This window comes from Caulobacter sp. 602-1, assembly GCF_003931565.1.
Taxonomy (GTDB): Bacteria; Pseudomonadota; Alphaproteobacteria; order Caulobacterales; family Caulobacteraceae; genus Caulobacter.
The window spans coordinates 590,482-612,181 of record NZ_RRYI01000002.1; the positions used below are offsets into that span (position 1 = coordinate 590,482).

General features: G+C 68.4%; 20 protein-coding genes. 10 read left to right on the plus strand and 10 right to left on the minus strand.

Features of this window, described 5'->3' with window-relative positions:
• Positions 1 to 5 precede the first annotated feature (5 nt).
• Together EIK80_RS07435 and EIK80_RS07440 are read right to left on the minus strand one after the other, a co-directional pair.
• On the minus strand, positions 6 to 1,520 hold the full coding sequence (locus EIK80_RS07435) for an MFS transporter (RefSeq protein ID WP_125156322.1): 1,515 nt from the start codon (positions 1,518 to 1,520) through the stop codon (positions 6 to 8).
• A 112-nt stretch (positions 1,521 to 1,632) separates the two neighbouring features.
• Entirely contained in the window at positions 1,633 to 2,967 is a 1,335-nt protein-coding gene (locus tag EIK80_RS07440; RefSeq protein WP_125156323.1) for an MFS transporter, read from the minus strand.
• Positions 2,968 to 3,058: 91 nt separating this feature from the next.
• Here EIK80_RS07440 and EIK80_RS07445 point away from each other — a divergent pair, with 91 nt between their 5' ends.
• A complete protein-coding gene (locus tag EIK80_RS07445; RefSeq protein WP_125156324.1) occupies positions 3,059 to 3,682 on the plus strand; it encodes a glutathione S-transferase family protein in 624 nt (207 codons plus the stop codon).
• Here EIK80_RS07445 and EIK80_RS07450 read toward each other — a convergent pair.
• The 5 genes from EIK80_RS07450 to EIK80_RS07470 form a co-directional block, all read right to left on the minus strand.
• The gene (locus EIK80_RS07450; protein ID WP_125156325.1) at positions 3,679 to 4,287 is read right to left on the minus strand and encodes a VOC family protein; all 609 of its coding nucleotides are present in this window, start codon (positions 4,285 to 4,287) and stop codon (positions 3,679 to 3,681) included. The genes EIK80_RS07445 and EIK80_RS07450 overlap by 4 nt on opposite strands.
• A 99-nt stretch (positions 4,288 to 4,386) precedes the next feature.
• Entirely contained in the window at positions 4,387 to 4,848 is a 462-nt protein-coding gene (locus EIK80_RS07455; RefSeq protein WP_125156326.1) for a hypothetical protein, read from the minus strand.
• Between the two features lie 21 nt (positions 4,849 to 4,869).
• On the minus strand, positions 4,870 to 5,361 hold the full coding sequence (locus EIK80_RS07460; protein ID WP_125156327.1) for a hypothetical protein: 492 nt from the start codon (positions 5,359 to 5,361) through the stop codon (positions 4,870 to 4,872).
• Between the two features lie 112 nt (positions 5,362 to 5,473).
• The gene (locus EIK80_RS07465; protein WP_125156328.1) at positions 5,474 to 6,565 is read right to left on the minus strand and encodes a 3-deoxy-7-phosphoheptulonate synthase; all 1,092 of its coding nucleotides are present in this window, start codon (positions 6,563 to 6,565) and stop codon (positions 5,474 to 5,476) included.
• A gap of 98 nt (positions 6,566 to 6,663) precedes the next feature.
• Entirely contained in the window at positions 6,664 to 6,747 is an 84-nt protein-coding gene (locus tag EIK80_RS07470; RefSeq protein WP_125156646.1) for a hypothetical protein, read from the minus strand.
• 162 nt (positions 6,748 to 6,909) lie between these two features.
• Between EIK80_RS07470 and EIK80_RS07475 the strand changes: the two genes are divergently transcribed.
• From EIK80_RS07475 to EIK80_RS07485, 3 genes are read left to right on the plus strand one after another with little or no spacing between them, the layout of a single operon-like run.
• Entirely contained in the window at positions 6,910 to 8,409 is a 1,500-nt protein-coding gene (locus EIK80_RS07475) for an NAD(P)/FAD-dependent oxidoreductase (RefSeq protein WP_125156329.1), read from the plus strand.
• A gap of 47 nt (positions 8,410 to 8,456) precedes the next feature.
• Positions 8,457 to 8,876: a GtrA family protein gene (locus EIK80_RS07480; protein ID WP_233586471.1), complete on the plus strand. Its 420-nt coding sequence runs from the start codon at positions 8,457 to 8,459 to the stop codon at positions 8,874 to 8,876.
• Positions 8,873 to 10,780: a hypothetical protein gene (locus EIK80_RS07485; RefSeq protein WP_125156331.1), complete on the plus strand. Its 1,908-nt coding sequence runs from the start codon at positions 8,873 to 8,875 to the stop codon at positions 10,778 to 10,780. The genes EIK80_RS07480 and EIK80_RS07485 overlap by 4 nt, the downstream gene beginning before the upstream one ends.
• On the opposite strand, the gene EIK80_RS26070 is transcribed toward EIK80_RS07485, so the two are convergent.
• Entirely contained in the window at positions 10,750 to 10,917 is a 168-nt protein-coding gene (locus tag EIK80_RS26070; protein ID WP_158624647.1) for a hypothetical protein, read from the minus strand. The genes EIK80_RS07485 and EIK80_RS26070 overlap by 31 nt on opposite strands.
• A 248-nt stretch (positions 10,918 to 11,165) precedes the next feature.
• On the opposite strand from EIK80_RS26070, the gene EIK80_RS07490 reads away from it, so the two are divergent.
• A complete protein-coding gene (locus EIK80_RS07490) occupies positions 11,166 to 12,440 on the plus strand; it encodes a sugar MFS transporter (protein ID WP_233586473.1) in 1,275 nt (424 codons plus the stop codon).
• 64 nt (positions 12,441 to 12,504) lie between these two features.
• On the opposite strand, the gene EIK80_RS07495 is transcribed toward EIK80_RS07490, so the two are convergent.
• A complete protein-coding gene (locus tag EIK80_RS07495) occupies positions 12,505 to 14,094 on the minus strand; it encodes a DHA2 family efflux MFS transporter permease subunit (protein ID WP_233586475.1) in 1,590 nt (529 codons plus the stop codon).
• 65 nt (positions 14,095 to 14,159) lie between these two features.
• Between EIK80_RS07495 and EIK80_RS07500 the strand changes: the two genes are divergently transcribed.
• Positions 14,160 to 14,753, plus strand: coding sequence for a TetR/AcrR family transcriptional regulator (locus EIK80_RS07500; RefSeq protein WP_125156333.1), 594 nt, complete (start codon positions 14,160 to 14,162; stop codon positions 14,751 to 14,753).
• Positions 14,750 to 15,871, plus strand: coding sequence for an HlyD family secretion protein (locus EIK80_RS07505; protein WP_125156334.1), 1,122 nt, complete (start codon positions 14,750 to 14,752; stop codon positions 15,869 to 15,871). The genes EIK80_RS07500 and EIK80_RS07505 overlap by 4 nt, the downstream gene beginning before the upstream one ends.
• On the opposite strand, the gene EIK80_RS07510 is transcribed toward EIK80_RS07505, so the two are convergent.
• Positions 15,868 to 16,866, minus strand: a complete 999-nt coding sequence (locus EIK80_RS07510) for an AraC family transcriptional regulator (protein ID WP_233586480.1) — start codon at positions 16,864 to 16,866, stop codon at positions 15,868 to 15,870. The two genes, EIK80_RS07505 and EIK80_RS07510, sit on opposite strands and share 4 nt — an antisense overlap.
• A 142-nt stretch (positions 16,867 to 17,008) precedes the next feature.
• On the opposite strand from EIK80_RS07510, the gene EIK80_RS07515 reads away from it, so the two are divergent.
• The 3 genes from EIK80_RS07515 (at position 17,009) to EIK80_RS07525 (ending at position 21,629) form a co-directional block, all read left to right on the plus strand.
• The gene (locus EIK80_RS07515) at positions 17,009 to 17,803 is read left to right on the plus strand and encodes a DUF2306 domain-containing protein (protein ID WP_125156336.1); all 795 of its coding nucleotides are present in this window, start codon (positions 17,009 to 17,011) and stop codon (positions 17,801 to 17,803) included.
• 107 nt (positions 17,804 to 17,910) lie between these two features.
• A complete protein-coding gene (locus EIK80_RS07520; RefSeq protein WP_125156337.1) occupies positions 17,911 to 19,254 on the plus strand; it encodes a dicarboxylate/amino acid:cation symporter in 1,344 nt (447 codons plus the stop codon).
• A gap of 71 nt (positions 19,255 to 19,325) precedes the next feature.
• A complete protein-coding gene (locus EIK80_RS07525; protein WP_125156338.1) occupies positions 19,326 to 21,629 on the plus strand; it encodes a glycoside hydrolase family 3 N-terminal domain-containing protein in 2,304 nt (767 codons plus the stop codon).
• Positions 21,630 to 21,700: the final 71 nt, after the last annotated feature.

Genomic DNA, 21,700 nt, shown 5'->3' on the forward strand with positions numbered 1-21,700 from the left:
ATTACTTACGCCGCTTCGCGCGACTTCATGTGCTTGACCATGCCGATGGCGGCCAGGGCGTAGTGCACGCCGGCCCAGGCGTAGAAGCACAGCGAGATGATGATGCCCTGCTGGCTGGACAGGGCTAGGGTCGAGCGGCACTGCGCCGCCAGTTCGGGCGCCGAGCCCTTGGGCGCGATGCCGCCGGGACAGGTCGCCGCGAAGCTCTGGCCGCCTTCAGCGCCGCTCCCTGGGCCGAACGAGCCCAGCAGGCTGTGGACCACGCCGGCCGCGTCCGGGGTGTTGAAGTGGTACTGGGCCAGGTGGTCGATCAGCCAGCCGGTGAAGACCGGCCCGCCGCCCAGGGCGATCAGGTTCAGGAAGAAGAACAGCAACGCCGTGGCGGTGGCCCGGCGGCGCGGCTCCACCGAGTTCTGGACCACGGCGAAGGTCGGGGCCAGGTAGACATAGTGGAAGATGCCGGGGATCAGCAGGATCATCGCCGTCGCCTGCCAGTCGCTCTGCAGGTAGGCCAGGATGTAGATCGGCGTGCAGATGATCAGGCCGATGGCGGGGACCCAGGCGTACCATTTGACGCTGCGCTTGCCGGCCCAGTCGCTGAGGAAGCCGCCGACCAGGGTGCCGACGCCCGCCGAGAAGCCGCCGATCAGGCCGGTGATCAGGCCCACCTGCGCCAGGCCCAGGCCGAAGGCCCGCACGAAGTAGGACGGCACGAAGGCGCCCGAGCCGTACGAGCCGAACGAGGCGATGGTCACGCCCAGCACCATGTGCAGGACCGGCCATTTGAAGAACAGGATCTTGAAGACCGCCCACAACTCCTTGAACTCGGTCGCCATCGAGAAGGCCGGCTTGGGCGCGGGCTCGACCACGAGGTTCTCGGGCTCGATCGGGCGCTCGACGATCTCGGAATGGCCGCGCGGCGGTTCCTTGACGACCAGCTTGACGATCAGGGCCAGGATCACGCCGGGCAGGCCGACGATGACGAACGCCACGCGCCAGCTGAACTCCTGGGCCAGCCAGCCGCCGGCGACAGCGCCGAACATGGTGCCCAGCGGGATGCCGAACGAGTAGATCGACAGGGCCGAGGCGCGCTTCTTGGGCTCGTAGTAGTCGCTGATCAGCGAGTGGCTGGGCGGCGAGCAGCCAGCCTCGCCAACGCCGACGCCGAAACGAAACAGGGCCAGCTGGGCGAAGCTGGTCGCCGCGCCGCACAGGGCCGTGAAGCCCGACCAGACCACCAGCGACAGCGATATGATGGTCACGCGGTTCCAGCGTTCGGCCAGGCGGGCGATCGGGATGCCAAGCAGGGTGTAGAGCAGGGCGAAGTAGAGGCCGCCCAGCAAGCCCAGCTGGGTGTCGGTCAGTTTCAGGTCGACCTTGATGGCCTGGCCGATGGTGGCGATGATCGTCCGGTCGATGAAGTTGAAGGTGTAGGTGGCCAGCAGCAGCCCCAGCACCGTCGCCTTGTAGCCATTCGAATAAAGCGGCCGTTCGCCGCCGGACGCACGCGCGTCGGCCATGCTGACTCTCTCCCTTCAAACATTTGTTCTAATCTTTGAGGGGACTGTGACGGAGCGGAAGGCAAAGCGCCAGGGGCTAATTTGCGAGGCGCTCCTGCACCGCGGGGGGCTCCTAGGCGACCATCTCTTCACGGATGCTGCGGCGGGCCGCCCAGAACAGGCCGAACGCGGCCAGGCCCAGCGTCGCCGAGACGATCAGCGCCCAGCGCACGCCCTGCGCTTCGCCGAGGCCCGCGTGGCCGGACAGCACGTCGCTGAGGATGCCGACGGCCAGGGGGCCGAGACCCAGGCCGATCAGGTTGATGATCAGCAGCAGCACGGCCGAGGCGGTCGCCCGCAGAGCCGGGTCGACGATGCTCTGGGCGGTGGCGTAGACGGGCCCGTACCACAGCGTTCCCAGCAGGGCGTTGACGGCCAGCAGGCAGATCGCGGTCATCGGGGTGTCCAGGCTGACGGCGGTGATGAAGATCGGGATGGTGATCAGCGAGGCGACCGCCGGCACGGTCACATAGGCGCGCAGGTCCTTGGCCCCCAGGCGATCCGCGAACACCCCGCCCAGCCATGCCCCGATGACGCCCGCCGTGCCGCCGATCAGTCCCAGGGCCAGGCCCAGGAATCCCGCGGACTTCAGGCCGAAGCCGGCGGCCAGCTGGGCGATCTCCGGCCCGTGGTTGCGGAAGAAGAACGAGGCGGTGAACGGCGCGTGGCCATAGCCGATGAAGGCCTTGATCGAGGCGGCCAGGGCCACCAGCCAGAAGGTCTTCTTGGTCGCCAGCACCGCCAGGGCGGCGGCGAGGCTGATCTGCGAGCTGGCGCGGGCGGCCATTTCGGCGGCCAGTTTCTTGCGCGGCTCCACCAGGGTGAAGGCGGCGACCAAGGCGAAGACCACGCCCGGCGCGCCGGCGACCATGAATGCGGCCCGCCAGCCGTAGGCGTCGGCGACCAGGCCGCCCATGGCCATGCCGGCCAAGGTGCCCAGCGGTGTGCCGATCGAATAGAAGGCGATGGCGCTGGCCCGCTTCTCGCGCGGCACATAGTCGGTGATCAGCGAGTGGGCGGGCGGCGTGCAACCGGCCTCGCCGACCCCCACGCCGATCCGCGCCAGGATCAGCTGCCAGAAGTTCTGGGTGAAGCCGCACAACACGGTGAAGGCGCTCCAGGCGGCCACCGAGGCGCCGATGATGAAGGGCCGGTTCTTGGTCTCAGCCAGGCGAGCGATCGGGATGCCCAGCACGGTGTAGAAGATGGCGAAGGCCAGGCCCGTCATCATGCCCAGCTGCCAGTCGGCCAGGCCAAGGTCGCGCTTGATCGGCTCGGCCAGGATGTTGACCACCTGCCGATCCAGGAAGTTCAGGGTGTAGATGATCAGCAGCACCCATAGGGCGTACCGGCGATAGCCCGTCGAAACGGGATTGATGACCGGTGACGGCGTGGCCGCTTCCGCCATGAGCGCTCTCCCTCGAACAGTTGTTCTAATCGTTGAGGCCACCTTAGACGCAGGGTAAGCCAGGCGGCAATCGCATCAGGGAGCACGCGCCATGGAACTCGTGATCGGCACCAAGCGGTGGTCCAGCTGGTCGTTGCGGCCGTGGCTGGCGCTCAAGCGCACCGGCGCGTCATTCGAGGAAATCGAGGTTCAGCTGCGCCAGGGCGCGGCCACCGACGCGGCCATCGCCCAGCATTCGCCGAGCGGGCAGGTGCCGGTGCTGAAGGTCGGCGACCTGACCATCTGGGACTCGCTGGCCATCTGCGAGTACCTGGCCGAGACCTTCCCCGAGGCCAAGCTGTGGCCGGAAGATCCGATCCTGCGGGCGCTGGGCCGTTCGGCGGCTGCCGAGATGCACGGCGGTTTCCAGGCGCTGCGCGGCGAGTGCCCGATGGCGCTGGACATCCGCACGACGCTGGAGATTTCCGAAGCTACCCAGAAGAACGTCCGCACGATCGTCGGGCGCTGGAACCGGCTGCTGACGCGGTCCGGCGGACCGTTCCTACTGGGTGACTGGTCGATCGCGGACGCCTTCTACGCCCCGGTGGCGACGCGCTTCCGCACCTATGGAATCAGGCTTTCGGAATACGGCGACGCCGGCGCGGCGCAAGCCTACGCCGAGCGCCTGCTGGCGACGCCGGAGTTCTTGGAATGGGAGCGCGCTTCGCTAGCCTAGCCTTCGCGCCGGCGGGCCAGTTCCGCGCGGATCAGCGCCTGGATGTCCATGCCGAAAATGGTCAGCCCGTCGATCCTGGCGTCGTCGATCGTGACGCCGCTGAGATTGACGTTGTTGAGGCTGGCCTTTGACAAGTCGACATCCGTGAATGTCGCGCCGGCCAGGCGGCAGTTCGCGAAGGCGGCGCTCGACAGGTCAAGGTTCTCGAAGCGTGTGGCCTCGGCGCCCGCCTCGAGCGGCTGGCCGACGTCGATGCGGTTGCCGTCAGGGTCGGCGAAGACGAAGGCCCTGAGGCCGTAGTCCTTGTCCGCCAGCGACTTGATGATCCGCACGCCGGCCGCGACCAGGACCTGATGCAGGGCGTCGGCATCGTCGACCATCAGGTGGGCGACATTGGCGGTCGAGGGCTTGTGGTCCCGGACCAAGCTGAGATGCAGCTCGGCGCCGCCCTTCTCCAGGATCATGAAGCCGACGGGATCGCCGTTTTCGAAGGTTTTCGTAAAGCCTAGGACGTCGCGATAGAAGGCATGGGCGGCCTGGATGTCGCGCGTGAAGGCGGATGCGGCCAGACGGCCGAACCGGATGTTCGAGGTCGATGAGGACATCGCTCGCGGGTTCCCTGTGGAAAGGGCAGGGGCGGCGGTGCGCGTGCCCGATGTGGAGCGGTGTCCGGCTCCGACCCTGCCACAGGGAAAACGCCAGTTCTAGAGACCTGCGGGCACGCCGTTGGTGACCGGCGGCGGTTTGCAGCGGCCGGCGCGGGCCTGGACCACGTAGAACAGCGCGCGGCCCTGGGCGAAGCTGCTATGCTCGGCCAGCGGATTGGTCGGCTGGCCGGTGGTCAGGCTCAGCGCCTGCTCGCCGCTGTTGGCGGTCTGGCCCAGCGAGGCTTGGTTCCAGCGGCTCAGCACCGGGGCGCAGGCGGCCACGACCGCGTCGGCGACGATCTCGGCGCCGTCCTTGGAGCCGGCCAGGCTGTAGGCCCAGCGGCGGGCGCACTCATCGACGGGCGTCGACGGATCCGAGGCCGCCGTGGCGCCGGGGCCGGCATTGTTGCGGAAATCGGCGCAGATCTTCGGGTTGGACATGGCCTCATGCCCGTTTTCACAGGCGGCCAGGGCGAGGGTGGCGACGGCCAGGCCGGCCATCACGGGCTTGCGGATCATCGTTTTGATTTCCGTGCGTTTCTAGCGGGGGCAGATCTGGACCGGGCGCTGGGCCAGGCGGCCGCGCTCGTCGTAGTAGGAGATCGTGGCGTTGCGGCACGTCCCGCCGGTCGGAGCGCTGGTCGAGACCTGGTGGAAGGTCCCGTCGCGGACCTCGCCCGTGGCGACCGGGTTGCCCATGTGGTCGTAATAGACCTGACGGACGGGCGTGGGTCGCGCCGGCGCCGGCGAGGCGGCGCGATAGCTGGAGCCGGAGCTATAATAGGCCGTGCGGGTGCGACAGCCGCTCTTGCCGATTTCGCGGCCGACCAGGGCGCCGCCGACGCCGCCGATCAGCAGACCGCCGCCGCCCTTGGAGATGGCGTTGCCGACCAGGGCGCCGCCCAGCCCGCCGATGACGGTTCCGGTGGCCTTGCGGCTGCGGCAGGTGGCGGCGTCGGCGTCGGTGGGCGCCAGCGTCGCGGGAAGGGCGATGGCGCCGATGGCCAGGCCGATGATGACGAGACGGGTCATGTGAACTTCGCCTTGGTGAAGGTCCCTCGGGCTTCACAACGCGTCTGGTCGGCGGAAGGATGCGCGAACGGCGGGATGTCGACTTAAGTCCCGCCGCTCGCGCGTGGTTCGCCTAGGCCTCGCGCGCTTCTCGGCCAGCCTTCACCGCGGCCGCCAGCTGGTCGAGCAGGCGCACCGAGGTGTCCCAGTCGACGCAGGCGTCGGTGACCGACTGGCCGTAGGTCAGGGGCTGGCCGGGAACGATGTCCTGGCGGCCCGCGACGAGGTTGCTCTCGATCATCACCCCCATGATCGGCGAGGTCCCGGTCGCCACCTGGGCGCAGACGTCCGCGACCACGGCCGGCTGGTTCTCGTGGTTCTTGCCGCTGTTGGCGTGGCTAACATCGACCATGATCCTAGCCGGCAGGCCGGACTTGGCCAGGACCTCGGCGGCCGCCGCGACGCTGGCGGCGTCGTAGTTGGGCGCCTTGCCGCCACGCAGCACGACATGGCAGTCGGCGTTGCCGGTGGTGGTGGCGATGGCGGCGCGGCCTTCCTTGGTCACGGCCAGGAAGTGGTGCGGTTGCGACGCGGCGGTGACCGCGTCGACCGCGACCTTCACGTCGCCGTTGGTGCCGTTCTTGAAGCCGACCGGGCAGGAGAGGCCCGAGGCCATCTCCCGGTGGATCTGGCTCTCGGTCGTGCGCGCGCCGATCGCGCCCCAGGCCACCAGGTCGGCGATGTACTGCGGCGTGGTCACGTCCAGGAACTCGCAGGCCGCCGGCAGGCCCTGGGCGCTGACGTCCAGCAGCACCCGACGCGCGAGGCGCAGGCCCTCGTTGATCCGGAAGCCGCCGTCCAGGTCGGGGTCGTTGATCAGGCCCTTCCAGCCCACCGTGGTGCGGGGCTTCTCGAAATAGACCCGCATGATCACTTCCAGCTCGCCGGCGTGGCGCGTGCGCTCGGCGGCCAGGCGGTGGGCGTAGTCGAGGGCGGCCTTGGGATCGTGGATCGAGCAGGGGCCGATCACCACCACCAGGCGGTCGTCGCGGCCGTGCAGGATCTCGTGGACGGCGGCGCGGGCCTCGCCGACGACCTCGGCGATCGACGAACTGGCCGGCGCCTCGCCGATCACCTGGGCGGGCGGGCTGAGCGTCTGCAGTTTCTCGATGCGCAGATCGTCGGTGGGAACGGGCAGCGAGACGAGATGGGCGGTGGAAGGCATGGCGTACTCCGGAAGATCTTGCGAGGTCCGGCGGCCATCAAAAAAGCCGCCCGGGGAACCCCTGGCGGCTGGTGAAGGTGTTCTTTGTGGCCCTGATGTCAGGCCGAACGAAACCCTCCCGGCGCCAGAGGCGTCGGATAGCTAAAATACCAAAACAGCTGTTGGCTGGCGGCGAGGGTCATCACGGCAAACCTAGCGTCGCCTTTCGCGTCTGTCACCCCTGATAAGCAACCGCCGCGACCGATCGTAGCGGATTCACGATTAATCGGGATTCACCAAGCCTCGCGACCCCGCCTTAACCATCCGCCCGCATCTTGTCTCGAAACGGGATAGGAGACGGCCGCATGGGCCAGCACGTGGAGACCCTGGTGATCGGCGCCGGCCCGGCCGGCCTGACGACCGCCTACACCCTGGCCAAGGCCGGCCGCGGCGTGACTGTGCTGGAGATGGACCCGACCTATGTCGGCGGCATCAGCCGGACGGTCGACTACAAGGGCTTCAAGTTCGACATCGGCGGTCATCGCTTCTTCTCGAAGAGCAAGGAGATCGTCGACCTGTGGAACGAGATCCTGCCCGACGATTTCATCGACCGGCCGCGCCTGTCGCGCATCTACTACCGCGAGAAGTTCTACGCCTATCCGCTGAAGGCCTTCGAGGCGCTCGCGAACCTGGGCGTCTGGACGGCGACCAAGTGCATGGCCTCGTTCGGCTGGGCCAAGCTGAACCCGATCGCCGCGCCGACCACCTTCCACCAGTGGGTCCGCAACCAGTTCGGCGAAAAGCTGTTCTCGATCTTCTTCAAGACCTACACCGAGAAGGTGTGGGGCATGAGCTGCGATGAGATCTCGGCCGACTGGGCCAGCCAGCGCATCAAGGGTCTGGACTTGGCCTCGGCCATCATCGACGGCGTCAAGCGCTCGCTGGGCGTCAAGGCCAGGACAGGCGAGGGCGCGCCCAAGACCCTGATCGAGAGCTTCCGCTATCCTCGCAAGGGACCCGGCATGATGTGGGAGGCCTGCGCGGCGAAGATCGCCGCCCTGGGCGGCCAGGCCCGCATGGGCCGCAAGGTCGACGGTCTGCACTATGACAAGCTGGCCAAGATCTGGACCGTCAGCGTCTCGTGCGCCGACGGCAGGAAGGAGATCTACACGGCCGACGACGTCGTCTCGTCCGCCCCGATCCGCGAGCTGATGCAGTCGATCAGCCCGACGCCGATCAGCGTCTTCCACGCCGGCGAACTGATGTACCGCGACTTCCTGACCGTGGTGCTGATCGGCAAGCCCCAGAAGGAACTGCCGGACAACTGGATCTACATCCACGACCCGTCGGTAAAGGTCGGTCGCGTGCAGAACTTCCGCTCGTGGTCGCCGGAAATGATCCCGGATGGCGTCTCGACCTGCCTCGGTCTTGAGTATTTCTGCTTCGAGGGCGACGGCCTGTGGACCACCTCGGACGAGGACCTGATCGTCCAGGCCAAGCGCGAAATCGCCAAGATCGGCCTGATGGACCCGGCGGACGTCTACGACGCCTGCGTGGTGCGCCAGCACAAGGCCTATCCGGTCTATGACGACGCCTATGCCGAGCACATCAAGATGGTCCGCCTGGACCTGAAGATGCACTTCCCGGGGCTGCACCTCGTGGGCCGCAACGGCATGCACAAGTACAACAACCAGGACCACGCCATGATGACCGGCCTGCTGACGGCCGAGAACATCATCGCCGGGGAGACCCTGCACGACGTGTGGGAGGTCAATGAGGACGCCGAGTACGGCGAGGCCGGCGTCTCCGGCGCCCGCGAGGCTCTGCGCGGCGAACGCCTGGTTCCGACCAAGGTCGCCGCCTGATCATGGCTTTCGCGGCGCGCCACGGTCGCCTCCGGATCTGGCGGCGCTTGCCGACAGGGCTGATCGGGGGGCTGCGCGAGCTGATGCTTTATGGCTTGGCCAGCGCCCTGGCGCTCGGTCTCGACTGGGGTCTGCTGTTGGCGCTGACGGCGCTGGGCGTCAACTATCTGGCGGCCTCGGCGACGGGGTTCGTCAGCGGCATTGCGGTGACCTATCTGCTGTCGGTCTCGGTGGTCTTCCGCCACCGTCCTGTCGCGGACCGCCGGCGAGAGTTCGTCGGTTTCGTCGGCGTGGGTCTGGCCGGCCTGATACTGACCCAAGGCCTGATGGCCCTCTGGGTCGAGGTCTTGCGCCTGCATCCGGGCGTGGCCAAGATCCCGACCGCCGGTATCGTCTTCATATTCAACTTCACCGTCCGCCGGGCGCTGCTGTTCAAGGCTCCGGGCGTCGACCCCGTCCAGCCGTGAGCCGCCTCGACAAGTTCGCCGATGGCCGCTGGCTTGGATGGCTGGCCGCGCTTGGCCTGTTCCTGCTGAGCCGTCCCTATCCCGGGATCTATCACGACGGCCGCCTCTATGTGGCCGACGCCCTGGCCAAGCTGGACCCAGGCGGGGTCGGGCGCGACCTGATGTTCGTCCATGACGGGCAGTTCGGCTTCAGCCTCTACACGCCGATACTGGCGAGGCTGATCGCGGTCCTGGGTCCTTCGGCCGCGACGATGGCGATCGTGGCCTTGACGCTGGCGCTGTGGTTCGCGGCGGCGGCCTTGATGGTCGAGCGGCTCCTGGCCGACCGGCCGCCGGCGTTGCGCTGGGCGGCGTTGGTCTTCGTGGTTTCGCTGCCCTCCCTTTACGGACCTCTAAACGTCATCGGTTTCGGCGAGCCCTACGCTACGCCGCGCGGGTTGGTCGAGGCCGCGGGCCTGGCCGGCATGGCCGCCTATCTGTCCGGACGCCCCCGGCTGGGACTTGGACTCTGCGTCGTCGGCATGCTGTTCCATCCGATCATGGGCCTGTGCTCGGTCGCGGCGATCGGCGCCGCCCTCTGCCTGGAGGACCGCCGTTGGCTATGGGCGGGTTTGACGGGCGTCGCCGTCGTCGCCGTGGCGGGGCTCGCGCACCTGCCGATCGCCGACCGTCTGGTGACCATCATGGATCCCGCCTGGCGGGCGGTGGTCGAGACCCGCAGCCCAATCCTGTTCCCCTCGCTCTGGCCGCTCGAGGCCTGGAGCCTTCTGTCCGTACAGATCTGTACGGCGGCGGCGGGGGTCTTTCTGCTCCAGGGCGCGCCGCGTCGCCTGGTCCTGGGCGCCTTGATCGCCGGTCTCGTCGGCGTCGCCGCCGCGGCCATTCTCGGCGAACGTCTGTCGCTGATCCTTTTCCTGCAGATCCAGAGCTGGCGCACCCTGCAACCCGTCGCGGTCCTGGCCCTGGCCTGCCTGGCGCTGCTGGTCGCCGAACTGCCCCGACGCGGGCCGGCAGGGCTGCTGGGCACGTCCTTGATCGGCTTGGCCTGGCTGTTTCGCGATGTCGGCGAGCTCAGCCTGCTCGCGGCGCCGTTGGGCCTGCTGCTTGTCGCCATGGACGGCAAGTCGCGCTTCACGCATCCGAGACTTTACATGGGCTTGGCGCTCGGCCTGCTGGCCGTGGGGGCGATCGGCTATGCCGGATTGGCTGGCGCGGGTCTGGCGAACAAGCTGGCGAGAGCAGGGCGCTATAGCGAGGGTATCGTCTGGTTCAGCGATCTGCCCGCCCTGGCCATCGCGGTGGTGATCGGCGTCTGGTTGGCCCTCGGCCGACCGACGCCGCCGGTCATGGCGCGCATCGTCGGGGCGGGTGCGGTCTGCGTGCTGGCGATCCTCCTGTGGGACGACCGTTCCGACTACATCCGCGCGCGTGACCGGGGGAGAGATCAGGGACTGGTCGCCATGACCGCCGCGCGGCCCGGGCCAGTGCTGTGGCTGGTCGGCGACATGGAGTCCTGGTTGCTGCTGGGCCGACCCAATTGGTCCGCGCGCGTGCAGGGCGCCGGCGTGGTGTTCTCGAGACCCATGGCCCTTGAGATTCGCGACCGCGCCGAGCGCCTGACGAACCTGGGATTGGCGGGCGAGGATTTCATTCGACCGTTGACGGCGCCGGAACGCCGCCTGCCGCCGCCGAGCCTGGCGCAAGTCCGGATTTTCTGCGCGGCGTCGGATGCGCCGGCCTGGATCATCTGGCCGCGCTGGGAGGACGCCCCGCCGCTGGCCGCCGAATTGGCGGCGCGAGACTGGACGCCCGAGGCGCCGTTCACCCGCGATCAGGTCGACCGGGGCGCGCTCCGCGCCCTCAAGGCCAGCCGCTACGCGGTCATTCCCTGCGCGGGTGACTGAGACGCCTTGGTGGTCTCGCGCGGCGCCTTGAGGCGCTCGATGCTCCAGGCCAGGAAGTGCACCAGAGCGTCGGCCAAGCCGACCATCGCCGCCAGCACGAACAGGCTGGACATCAGAAGAACCATCAGCGCGGACATGAGAAACTCCCGGTTCTCCGGATCAAGCCGCGAAAGCGGTAGGCGGTTCCCCTGGTAGCGCTATCAGCCATTGAAAAAGCGCGCGCGTGGTTGACAACGTTGTCACGCTTCCTGTGAATGGCGCGTCCGCGCAAAGACGGATTCACAAATCTAGCGTCACTAGGGAGCTTCAGGGCATGGCGGGTATGGGCGGCGGACTCGCGCCATCGGGCGGGACTGGCCAAGACGGAACGAGCAAGTCGGGCGGCGTGCTGCTGCCTTTCGTAATTCTATTGTTCTTCGCCTGGGGCTTCTCGACCTGCCTGGTCGACCTGGTGGCGCCGGCGCTGAAGTCGCTGTTCAAGCTGAACAACTTCCAGACCGCCCTGACGCAGACCTGCTTCTTCGGCGCCTATTTCCTGATGTCGCTGCCGTCGAGCTGGTTGCTGAGCCGCCTGGGCTATCTGCGCGCCGTCGTGGTGGGCCTGGTCGTGATGATGATCGGCTGCCTGCTGTTCGCCCCGGCCGCCAACACCGGCGTCTATTACGGCTTCCTCGGCGCTCTGTTCATCCTGGCCTCCGGCATCACCCTGCTGCAGGTCGCCGCCAACCCGCTGGTGGCCCTGCTGGGCAAGAGCGAGACGGCCTCCAGCCGCCTGACCTTCGCCCAGTTCCTGAATTCGTTCGGCACCTATCTGGCGCCGTTCGTGGGTTCGGCCCTGATCCTCCGGCACATCGAGAAGGCGCCCGATCCGGCGACCCTGACCCCGGCCGCCTTGGAGGCCCTGCGCCACACCCAGGCCCATGCCGTCCAGGCGCCGTACATGATCATCGCCGGCGGCCTGCTGGTGCTGGCGCTGCTGTTCTGGTTCCTGCGCAACAACGACAAGGCCCCGCAGGCCGAGGCCGCCACGGGCCTGGGCGAGATGCTGGGCATGATGAAGCACAAGCGCCTGGCCTTCGCCGTGCTGTGCATCTTCGTCTATGTCGGCGCCGAGGTGGCGATCGGCACCTTCATGACCAACTATCTGGCCCAGCCCAGCACCCTGGGCCTGCCGCTGTCGAAGGCCGGGGCCATGCTGTCCTGGTACTGGGGCGGCGCGATGGTCGGCCGCTTCATCGGCGCCTTCGTGCTGGCGCGGGTCTCGCCCGGCAAGGTGCTGACCGTCTGCGCCCTGATCGTGGTGGGTCTGATCACCACATCCGCCATGACGTCTGGCGCGACCGCCGGGTACAGCCTGCTGGCGATCGGCCTGTTCAACTCGATCATGTTCCCGACCATCTTCACGCTCGGCATCGAGGGCATGGGTCGCAAGACCCCGGCCGCATCGGGCCTGCTGTGCATGGGCATCGTCGGCGGCGCGGTGATCCCGCCGCTGACCGGCTTCGTCGCCGACCACATCGGCAGCCTGGGCTTGGCGATGTTCGTGCCGGCCATCTGCTACCTGATCATCGCCGCCTTCGGCTGGTCGGCCCGCAAGCCGGTCGAAGCTGTCCATGCCGCCGAGACGCTCGAAGCCGCGCCGGCCGCCGCGGCGCACTGACCGGTTCACTCCAACTTCCTGCAAGCGCACCCCGGGAGGCTCGTCCTCCCGGGGCTTTTTTTGCTTAGTGAGCATCCGGCGGCGGCTTGGCGCCGGCGAGGGGCGGGGGCTTGCAGAACGGGGCCATGATCAGGGCCAGCACAAACAGCGCCGCCATCACCCGGAAGACGTCGTTGAAGGCCAGGGTCAGGGCCTCGCGCCCGACCACCTTGGCCAGCTCGGCCTGGAGGATCAGCGCGGCCTGGGCGGCGTCGGGGGGGCGCTCGGCGATGCGGGCGGCCAGGGCCTCCAGCGCCGCATCGCCCGAGCGGCCAGCCTCGCCCAGCGCCTCGCCGAAGCGGGCCACGTGGACGCGGGCGTTGTCGCCCAGCCAGGTGTTGACCACGGCGATGCCGATCGCTCCGCCCAGGTTGCGCATCAGGTTGAACAGGCCGGACGCGTAACGCAGCTCGGCCATCTCGAAGCCGGACAGCGCCATGTTCACGCTGGGCACGATGCATAGCATGATCGCGAAGCCCCGAAGGGCCTGGGGCGCCAGCAGGGCCGCGAAGCCCCATTGGCTGGTCATGTGCGAGGTGAGCCACAAGGCCGCGGCGAACAACGACAGGCCCACCGTCACCACGATCCGCTGGTCGACGCGGGTCGAGAGTCTGGCCGCGATCACCGTCGACAGGATCTGGGCGATGCCGGTGACGAAGACCGTCGTGCCGATCTCCAGGCTGTCATAGCCCCGCACCCGCCCCAGGAAGACAGGGATCAGATAGGTCGAGGAATAGAGGCCAAAACCGATCACCAGATTGAACACGCAGGCGAACACGAAGGTCGGCTTGCGGAACGGCGACAGCTTCACGACCGGTCCGCCGGACCGGAAGGAACGCTCGACGAAGAGGGCGAAGGCCACCAGCGTCACCCAGCCGGCGATGGCGATGGCCGGATCCTCGAACCACTGCCGGCGCGGACCTTCCTCCAGCACATATTCCAGCCCGCCCAGGAAGACGGCCATGGCCGCCAGGTGGGCGTAGTCGATAGTCTTCAGCATCTCGGGCCTGGCCCGATCAACCTTGATCACCGTGATCGCCAGGATCGTCACAAGGGCTCCGGGCGCGATGTTGATGTAGAAGATCGAGCGCCAGCCGACCGCCTCGGTCAGCCAACCGCCGACCGTTGGGCCCAGGGTCGGGGCCAGCACCGAGACCATGCCCAGGATCGCCGGGATCATCGCCCGCTGCGGTCCGGAGAACATGGCGAAGCCCGTCGCGAACACCGTCGGCACCATGGCCCCGCCGGTGAAGCCCTGCAGCACGCGGAACAGGATCATCGAGTCGATGTCCCAGGCCATGCCGCATAGGGCGGAGGAGAGGGTGAAGAGGCCGGCCGACAGGGCGAACAGCCATCGCGTCGACAGCGACTGGGCCAGGAACGCTGCGAACGGGATCATGACGAGCTCGGCCATCAGATAGCCGGTCTGCACCCAACTGATCTCGTCGGGTCCAGCTGAGAGCCCCGCCTGCACGTCGTTCAGCGACGCGGCCACGATCTGGATGTCGATCAGGGCCATGAACTGGCCGAAAGCCATCACTCCGAAAATCAGGAACTTGGTCCGGGTGGGCAGGGCGCCTGGATCGATGGGCGGCTTGGCGGCGGCTGAGCTCACGGGAGCGCCCCTTGAAAGTATGATGGCTATAATATTATATGTATCATGTAATCGAGGACGCAAGCATGCGCTACGACGCGGAGCACAAGCGGAAGACCCGCCTGCGGGTCCTGGACGAGGCCGCCATGGTCATTCGCGAGGAAGGTCCGCACCGCCTGGGCGTGGCCGGGGTCATGGCCCGCGCGGGCCTGACGCACGGCGGCTTCTACGCTCACTTCCCGTCGAAGGAGGCCTTCGTTTCCGAGGCCATCGCCCACATGTTCGAGGGCGGGCCGACGGCCATGCTGGAGAAGGTGAAGGGCGCGCCGCCGCGCGAGGCCCTGACGGGCTACATCGACTTCTACTTGTCGGCCCGCCATCGCGACTCGCGCTCGGGCGGCTGTCCTCTGCCTTACCTCGCGGTCGACGCGCCGCGCCTGTCGCAGGCTTCGCGCGAGCGTTACGCCAGGGGCGTGGCGCACCTGACGGGGATCATCGCCACCCATCTGGCGGCGTTGGGCCGCGACCATGCCGAGGATGAGGCCAGCTCGACCCTCGCCGAACTGGTCGGGGCCCTGACCCTGGCCCGGGCCGAGCCCGACGCCGACCGCTCCGACGCCATTCTTGAACGCTCCCGCGCGCACCTGAAGCGCCGCCTTGGCCTGGAGGCCGACCAATGACCGACGCCACGTTCGAGGGCGCGGCCGCCCAGTCCGTCACCAAGGCGAAGAAGTCGCCGTTCTCGCGCAAGACCGTGCTGGCCGTGGGCGGGGCGATCATCGTGGCCGCCAGCGGCTCGGCCCTGATCGCCATGCCCAAAGGCGCGGTCTCGACCGACGCGGCCTATGTCCAGGCCGACAGCTCCAGCGTGGCGCCCAAGGTGCGGGGCCTGGTCGCCCAAGTGCTGGTCGACCACAATCAGGCCGTCAAGCGGGGCGACGCCCTGGTCCGCATCGACCCCGAGGAGTTCGACGCCCGCGTGGCTTCCGCCGAAGCCGATGTCGGCAACGCCGAGGCCGCCGTCGCCAGCGCCCGCGCCGCCCTGATCTCGCTGGACGCCGAGCAGCGGCTGGCCGGCTCCAATATCCGCGCCGCCCAGACCGCCATCGCGGCCGCCGACGCCGAGAATGTCCGCGCCCAGGCCGACCGCAAGCGCTACGAGGATCTCGCCGACAGCGGCGCGGTGGCCCGACGTGACGTCGAGCGTTTCCGCGCCGCCGCCGTCGGGGCGCAGTCGTCCGCCGACCGCAGCCGCGCCCAGCTCTCGGTCAGCCAGGACCAAGCCGCCGTCACCGCCGCCAAGCGCGCCACCCTGACGGCCAACCTGGCCCAGGCCGAGGCCGCGGTGGCCCGCGCCAGGGCCGCCTTGATCCTGGCCCGTCAGGACCAGAGCCACACCGTCATTGTCTCGCCGATAGACGGCGTGGTCGGCGACCGCCAGGCCGAGCCCGGCGACTATGTCCAGCCCGGCACGCGGCTGATGACCATCGTGCCGATCAAGGCGCTGTATGTCGTCGCCAACTTCAAGGAGACCCAGGTCGAGCGGATGCTTCCCGGGCAGGCGGCGACGATCAAGGTCGACGCGCTGGGCGGCAAGGCGCTGAAGGGCCGCGTCGAGAGTTTCGCCCCGGGCTCGGGCTCTCAGTTTTCGCTGCTGCCGTTCGAGCCGGGCACGGGCAACTTCACCAAGATCGTCCAGCGCGTGCCGGTCCGCATCCGCCTGGATCCGGGTCAGGCCGACATCGCCCGCCTGCGGCCGGGCCTGTCGACGACCGTGAAAGTGAATCTGAAGAGCTAGGCCTTGCGGCCGCGCGGACTGGCGCCGGTCCAGCGCTTGAAGGCGCGGGAGAAGGCGCTGGTTTCCGAGAAGCCGACCAGATAGGCGGTTTCGTTGACCGACAGCTTTTCCAGATAGGTCTCGGCCATCCGCCGCCGCAGATCGTCCAGCACCTGGTCGAAACCGACGCCTTCGGCCTTCAGGCGGCGGTAGAGAGTCTGGCGCGACAGGCCCAGGGCGGTGGCGACCGCGTCCATGGCCAGTTCGCCGGTGTGCAGCAGCGGGATCAGCAGGGCCTCGACCCGGCCGCGCGTGGTCTTGGATTGCTCCAGGCTGGCCAGCAGGGCGTCGGCATGGCCGTTGAACATGCCGAAGGCGTAGCGGTTGGGCCGCTGGATCGCGAGGTTCAGCCACGAAGGCTCGATCCGCAGGGCGTTCCAGGCCGCGCCGAAGGTGACGGGCGCGCGCAGCACCCGCTCGTACTCGGCGGCGTGGGCCGGGCGCGGACGGGTCAGGTGGACGGCGAGGGCGAAGGTGAAGTCCGGATAGTGCCGCGTCATCTCGCACGTGAAGCGAGCCAGGGCAGCCTCGATCAGCTCCGGAAAGTCCTCGGCGCAACGGTCCTCCAGCCAGAGTTCGCCATTGCGCGGCGTCAGCTGGAAGCGGGGACCGTCCGAGACGCCATCGACTTCCACCACCAGGCGCGAGAAGCGGTTCAACTGCTTCAAGGCCCCGCCCATGGTGTCGGCCGCCTGGCAGATCAGGCCGACGATCGAGATCTGCTCGAAGCGGGTGGCTTCCGGGAACTTCAGGGCCAGGGCCGGCTCGCCGGTCATCTCCTGGCCGGCGCGGTAGAGCGCCTTGTAGCGTTGCAGCGGGATGCGGGCGTCCTGGTCGGCGAAATCGGTCTCGGTGACGCCGGTTCGCTCCAGCAGCGCCGCGCGGTCCGCGCCCAGCGACGCCGCGAACTCCAGCAGGCCCTTGAAGAACCCGCCCGACACCGTCGCTTGCACCACGCTTGCCTCGAGACTGATGGCCATGGCGCGAGCGGTAGCAGGGTGATCGCCACGGTCAAGTTCGTGTCGCCGCGCGTCATGGCTTGGCTGGGCCGCGCTCTCTAAGCCTGCGGCCGAGGGATGCGTTGGCGAGTTCGTGCACATGGAGAAGATCGCTGGCCGGGCGCTGAGCGTTTCGGCGACCGCGTGGTTCGTCGCCCTGGTCGCGGGGCTATGGGCGTTCGGAGTTTATATCGTCGGGCTCTACGGCGTGGGCGCCGTCACCGGAGACTGGGAGCGCTGGAACGCGGTGTTGCCGGCGGGACATGGCTACAATCATGGCGACACGGCCGGGAACCTTGCGCTGGGCGTCCACCTGCTGATGGCGGTATTCGTGACCTTCGCCGGCTCGCTGCAACTGGTTCCGGGGATCCGCGGAAAAGCGCCGAGGTTTCACCGCTGGAACGGGCGGGCGTTCATCGTCGTGGCCTTCGCCATCGCGCTGTCGGGCCTGTTCATCGCCTTCACCCGGGGCGCGGTGGCCGGAACCTATATGGCGATCGGCAACATGCTGAACGCGGTGCTGCTGATGCTCTGCGCGGGCCAGGCGCTGCGGTTCGCGCGGAAGAGGCGGTTCGACCTACATGGACGCTGGGCGCTGCGGGCCTTCGTGCTGATGCTGGGCGTGTTCTTCTACCGCCTGGGCATGATGCTGTGGTTCGCCGCCAACCAGGGGCCGGTGGGGCACACCAAGGCGTTCGACGGACCGTTCGACATCGCCCTGGCCTTCGGTCACGTGCTGGTCCCGGTCGCAATCCTGGAGCTCTACCTGCTGGCGCGAGACCGGGGCGGGGCTGGGGCCAAGCTGGCCATGGCGGGCGGCATGGCGGTGGTCACCCTGGCGACGGCGGCGGGCGGCGTCTTCGCCACCCTGGGACTGTGGTTGCCGCGTCTTTAGGCACAGGCTCCGTTTCAGTTTTCCTGGGGGCGACCACCGAAAAACCTCGCTCGTAAATCCCACCGTGCGGCACGACATTCCATCCTCACCTTTGTCGAGGATCGCGCATGGCCGTCGCCCAGCCGAAGAGCAGCCGTTTCATCAGCGGGTTCGGAGTCCAGGTCCTGGTCGCCATGGCTCTGGGCCTCGGGCTGGGCCTGCTGGCCCGCAACCTGGGACCGGGCGAAGGCCAGGCGGGCTACGCCCTGGCCGAGACCTTGCACCAGGTTGGCGCGATCTTCGTCCAGCTGCTGCGCGTGCTGGTGCCGCCGCTGGTGTTCACGGCTATCGTCGCCTCGATCGCCAACATCGCCCAGCTGCAGAACGCCGCGCGCCTGGTCTGGCGGACCCTGTTCTGGTTCGCGGTCACCGCCCTGATCGCCGTGCTGATCGGTATCGCGCTGGGTTTGATCCTGCAGCCGGGCCTGCACACCACGGTCGAGGCCGCAGCTGCCAAGGCTCCCAAGACCCATGGCTCGTGGCTGGACTTCCTGACCGGCCTGGTCCCCGCCAATATCCTTGGCCTGGCCGCCTCGACCAAGATCACTGAGGGCGCGGCGACCACGGGCCTGTCGTTCAACGTGCTGCAGATCGTGGTCATCTCGCTGGTCACAGGCGTCGCGGCCCTGAAGGTCGGCGAGGCGGGCGAGGCCTTCCTGAAGTTCAACGCCTCGGCCCTGGCGATCGTGCGCAAGGTGCTGTGGTGGGTGATCCGCCTGACTCCGATCGGCACCGTCGGCCTGTTCGGCAACGCCGTGGCGCAGTACGGCTGGACGACGCTGGGTCAGCTCGGCGCCTTCACCGGCGCGATCTATATCGGCCTGGCCCTGGTGCTGCTGGTGGTCTACCCGACAATCCTGGCCCTGAACGGTCTCAACCCGATCAAGTTCTTCCAGGGCGCCTGGCCGGCGATCCAGCTGGGCTTCGTCTCGCGCTCGTCGGTCGGCACACTGCCTGTGACCGAGGCCGTGACCGAGACCAGCCTGGGCGTGCCGCGCGCCTACGCCGCCTTCGCCGTGCCGTTCGGCGCGACCACCAAGATGGACGGCTGCGCGGCCATCTATCCGGCGATCTCGGCGATCTTCGTGGCGCAGTTCTTCGGCGTGCACCTGGCTTGGTCGGACTACTTCCTGATCGTCTTCGTCTCGGTGATCGGCTCGGCCGCCACGGCGGGCCTGACCGGCGCGACGGTGATGCTGACCCTGACCCTGTCGACCCTGGGCCTGCCCCTGGAAGGCGTGGGCCTGCTGCTGGCCATCGACCCGATCCTGGACATGGGCCGCACGGCCGTGAACGTCGCCGGCCAGGTGCTGGTCCCGACCATCGTGGCCAAGCGCGAAGGGATCCTGGACCTTGAGACCTACAACACCGCTCGCGTTCCGGCCGAGACGGTCCTGCATCCCGCCGAATAGGCGAGCGCGGTTGCGCCAGGACGCTTTAGCGGCAATTTTGCCGGCCTCGTGAAGCGTCCCCGGGGGATTCCATGGCTTTGAAGACGACGAACGGCGGCCCCCGGGGGCCAAGCCGGCGCGCCTTCCTGTCCGGCGCCACGGCCCTGTCGGGCCTCGCCGTCACCGCCCCCCGCGCCTTCGCCCGGGCCTCGGATCGCGTCGAAGGGCTGCTGGCCCAGATGACGGTCGAGGAGAAGGCCGGCCAGCTGTCGTGCTTCGCCGACATGATCCGGCCGCCGATCGGCGACATGAACCCGCTGGTCAATATCCGCAACGCCCAGATCCTGCTGGCGGAGGTCAAGGCCGGCCGAATCGGCGCGCTGTTCAACGGCGTCGGCGCCCAGGCTGCGCGCGACACCCAGAAGGCCGCGATCGAGGGCTCCCGCCTGAAGATCCCGCTGCTGTTCGCCGCCGACGTGATCCACGGCTTCCGCACCGTGTTCCCGATCCCGCTGGGCGAGACCGCCAGTTTCGACCCGCACCTGGCCGAGCGCACCGCCCGCGCCACCGCCCTGGAGGCGACGGCCTCGGGCCTGCACTGGACCTTCGCGCCGATGGTCGACGTCGCCCGGGATCAACGGTGGGGCCGGGTGGCGGAAGGGGCGGGCGAGGACGTCTATCTGGGCGAGGTGATGGCCGCCGCCCGCGTGCGTGGTTTCCAGGGCAAGGACCTGAAGGCCGACGACAGTCTGCTGGCCACGCCCAAGCACTTCGCCGCCTATGGCGCGGTGACGGCCGGCCTGGAATACAACTCCGTCGAGGTCTCGGACGCGACCTTGCGTGAGATCCACCTGCCGCCGTTCCAGGCCGCTTTCGCGGCCGGGGCCCTGACGACCATGTCGGCCTTCAACGACGTCAACGGGATCCCGGCCACGGCCAACAAGATGCTGCTGACCGACATTCTGCGCGGTGAGTGGGGTTTCAAGGGCGTGGTCGTCTCGGACTACACGGCCGACCAGGAACTGGTGGCTCACGGTTTCGCCGCCGACGACCGCGACGCCGCCCGCCTGGCGATCCTGGCCGGGGTCGACATGAGCATGCAGAGCGGCCTCTACAACCGCTACCTGCCGGAACTGGTCGCCTCGGGAGCCGTGCCGATGGCCACGGTCGACGCGGCCGTGCGCCGGGTGCTGGCCCTGAAGGAGGCGATCGGTCTTTTCGACAATCCCTACCGCTCGCTGGACCCCCGCGCGGAGGCGCAGCGAACCGCCACGCCCGCCTTGCGCGCCCTGAGCCGCGAGGCCGGCGCGCGCTCGATCGTGCTGCTGAAGAACGACGGCGCCCTGCTGCCTCTGTCCAAGGCCGGCAAGCGTCTGGCCCTGATCGGTCCGTTCGCCGACGACCGCGACAATGTGCTGGGGGCCTGGGGCGGATTCTTCGCCGACCGCCGCCTTAACGTCGATCTGGCCACCGGCCTTCGCGCCCAACTGGTCGACCCGGGGAGCCTGATCGTCGAGCGCGGCTGCGAGGTCGAGACCACCATCGCCGGCGGCTTCGAGCGCGCGGTCGCCGCGGCTCAAGCCGCTGACATCGTCCTGCTGGCCGTCGGCGAAAGCCAGGACATGACCGGCGAGGCCAAGTCGCGCACCGATATCCGCATCCCGCCGGTCCAGCAGCGCCTGGCCGAGGCGATCGCCGCGACGGGCAAGCCGGTCGTCGTGCTGCTGCGCCACGGCCGCGCCATTCAGCTGGAGGGCGTGGTCCGCGACGCCCCGGCCATCCTGGCGACCTGGTTCCTGGGCAGCGAGATGGGCAACGCCGTGGCCGATGTGCTGTTCGGCGTGGTGAACCCCTCGGGCCGACTTCCGGTCAGCTTCCCGATCGACAGCGGCCAGGAGCCGTTCTTCTACAACGGCCGCACCACCGGCCGCCCGGCCCCAGTCGATCCGAACGGCCAGGAGTACAAGGCGCGCTGGCGCTCGATCCGCAACGACGCGCTCTATCCGTTCGGCTTCGGGCTCAGCTACACGCGCTTCGACATCACCGATATGAAGCTGTCGACGGCGCGGCTGGGGTGGACCGACACGCTGCATATCACCGCCAAGGTCAGGAACAGCGGCAATCTGCACGGCGACCACGTCGTCCAGCTTTATATCCGCGATCGGGTCGCCAGCCGCACCCGGCCGGTGCGCGAGCTGAAGGGCTTCCAGCGCGTCTCCCTGGCTCCTGGAGCCGAGCGCGAGGTGCGGTTCGAGCTGAAGCGTGAGAACCTGATGTTCGTCGGCGACAACGATTACTGGATCGCCGAGCCGGGAATGTTCGACGTCTGGCTGGCCAATTCCGCCGTCGACGGCCTGATGGCCAGTTTCGAGCTGCTAGGGGCCGGCCAGGGTTGAACCCGAATCGGTGACGTTAGGAGTTTGGGCCTAAAAGCGGCCGACGCTTCGCTTCAAAGCATTCGCGTTAA

What these genes read in the sequence shown, in the direction of transcription:
- EIK80_RS07435 (WP_125156322.1), bottom strand. Translation starts at nt 1,520, where the DNA reads ATGGCCGACGCGCGTGCGTCCGGCGGCGAACGGCCGCTTTATTCGAAT.
- EIK80_RS07440 (WP_125156323.1), bottom strand. Translation starts at nt 2,967, where the DNA reads ATGGCGGAAGCGGCCACGCCGTCACCGGTCATCAATCCCGTTTCGACG.
- EIK80_RS07445 (WP_125156324.1), top strand. Translation starts at nt 3,059, where the DNA reads ATGGAACTCGTGATCGGCACCAAGCGGTGGTCCAGCTGGTCGTTGCGG.
- EIK80_RS07450 (WP_125156325.1), bottom strand. Translation starts at nt 4,287, where the DNA reads ATGTCCTCATCGACCTCGAACATCCGGTTCGGCCGTCTGGCCGCATCC.
- EIK80_RS07455 (WP_125156326.1), bottom strand. Translation starts at nt 4,848, where the DNA reads ATGATCCGCAAGCCCGTGATGGCCGGCCTGGCCGTCGCCACCCTCGCC.
- EIK80_RS07460 (WP_125156327.1), bottom strand. Translation starts at nt 5,361, where the DNA reads ATGACCCGTCTCGTCATCATCGGCCTGGCCATCGGCGCCATCGCCCTT.
- EIK80_RS07465 (WP_125156328.1), bottom strand. Translation starts at nt 6,565, where the DNA reads ATGCCTTCCACCGCCCATCTCGTCTCGCTGCCCGTTCCCACCGACGAT.
- EIK80_RS07470 (WP_125156646.1), bottom strand. Translation starts at nt 6,747, where the DNA reads ATGACCCTCGCCGCCAGCCAACAGCTGTTTTGGTATTTTAGCTATCCG.
- EIK80_RS07475 (WP_125156329.1), top strand. Translation starts at nt 6,910, where the DNA reads ATGGGCCAGCACGTGGAGACCCTGGTGATCGGCGCCGGCCCGGCCGGC.
- EIK80_RS26070 (WP_158624647.1), bottom strand. Translation starts at nt 10,917, where the DNA reads ATGTCCGCGCTGATGGTTCTTCTGATGTCCAGCCTGTTCGTGCTGGCG.
- EIK80_RS07500 (WP_125156333.1), top strand. Translation starts at nt 14,160, where the DNA reads ATGCGCTACGACGCGGAGCACAAGCGGAAGACCCGCCTGCGGGTCCTG.
- EIK80_RS07505 (WP_125156334.1), top strand. Translation starts at nt 14,750, where the DNA reads ATGACCGACGCCACGTTCGAGGGCGCGGCCGCCCAGTCCGTCACCAAG.
- EIK80_RS07515 (WP_125156336.1), top strand. Translation starts at nt 17,009, where the DNA reads ATGGAGAAGATCGCTGGCCGGGCGCTGAGCGTTTCGGCGACCGCGTGG.
- EIK80_RS07520 (WP_125156337.1), top strand. Translation starts at nt 17,911, where the DNA reads ATGGCCGTCGCCCAGCCGAAGAGCAGCCGTTTCATCAGCGGGTTCGGA.
- EIK80_RS07525 (WP_125156338.1), top strand. Translation starts at nt 19,326, where the DNA reads ATGGCTTTGAAGACGACGAACGGCGGCCCCCGGGGGCCAAGCCGGCGC.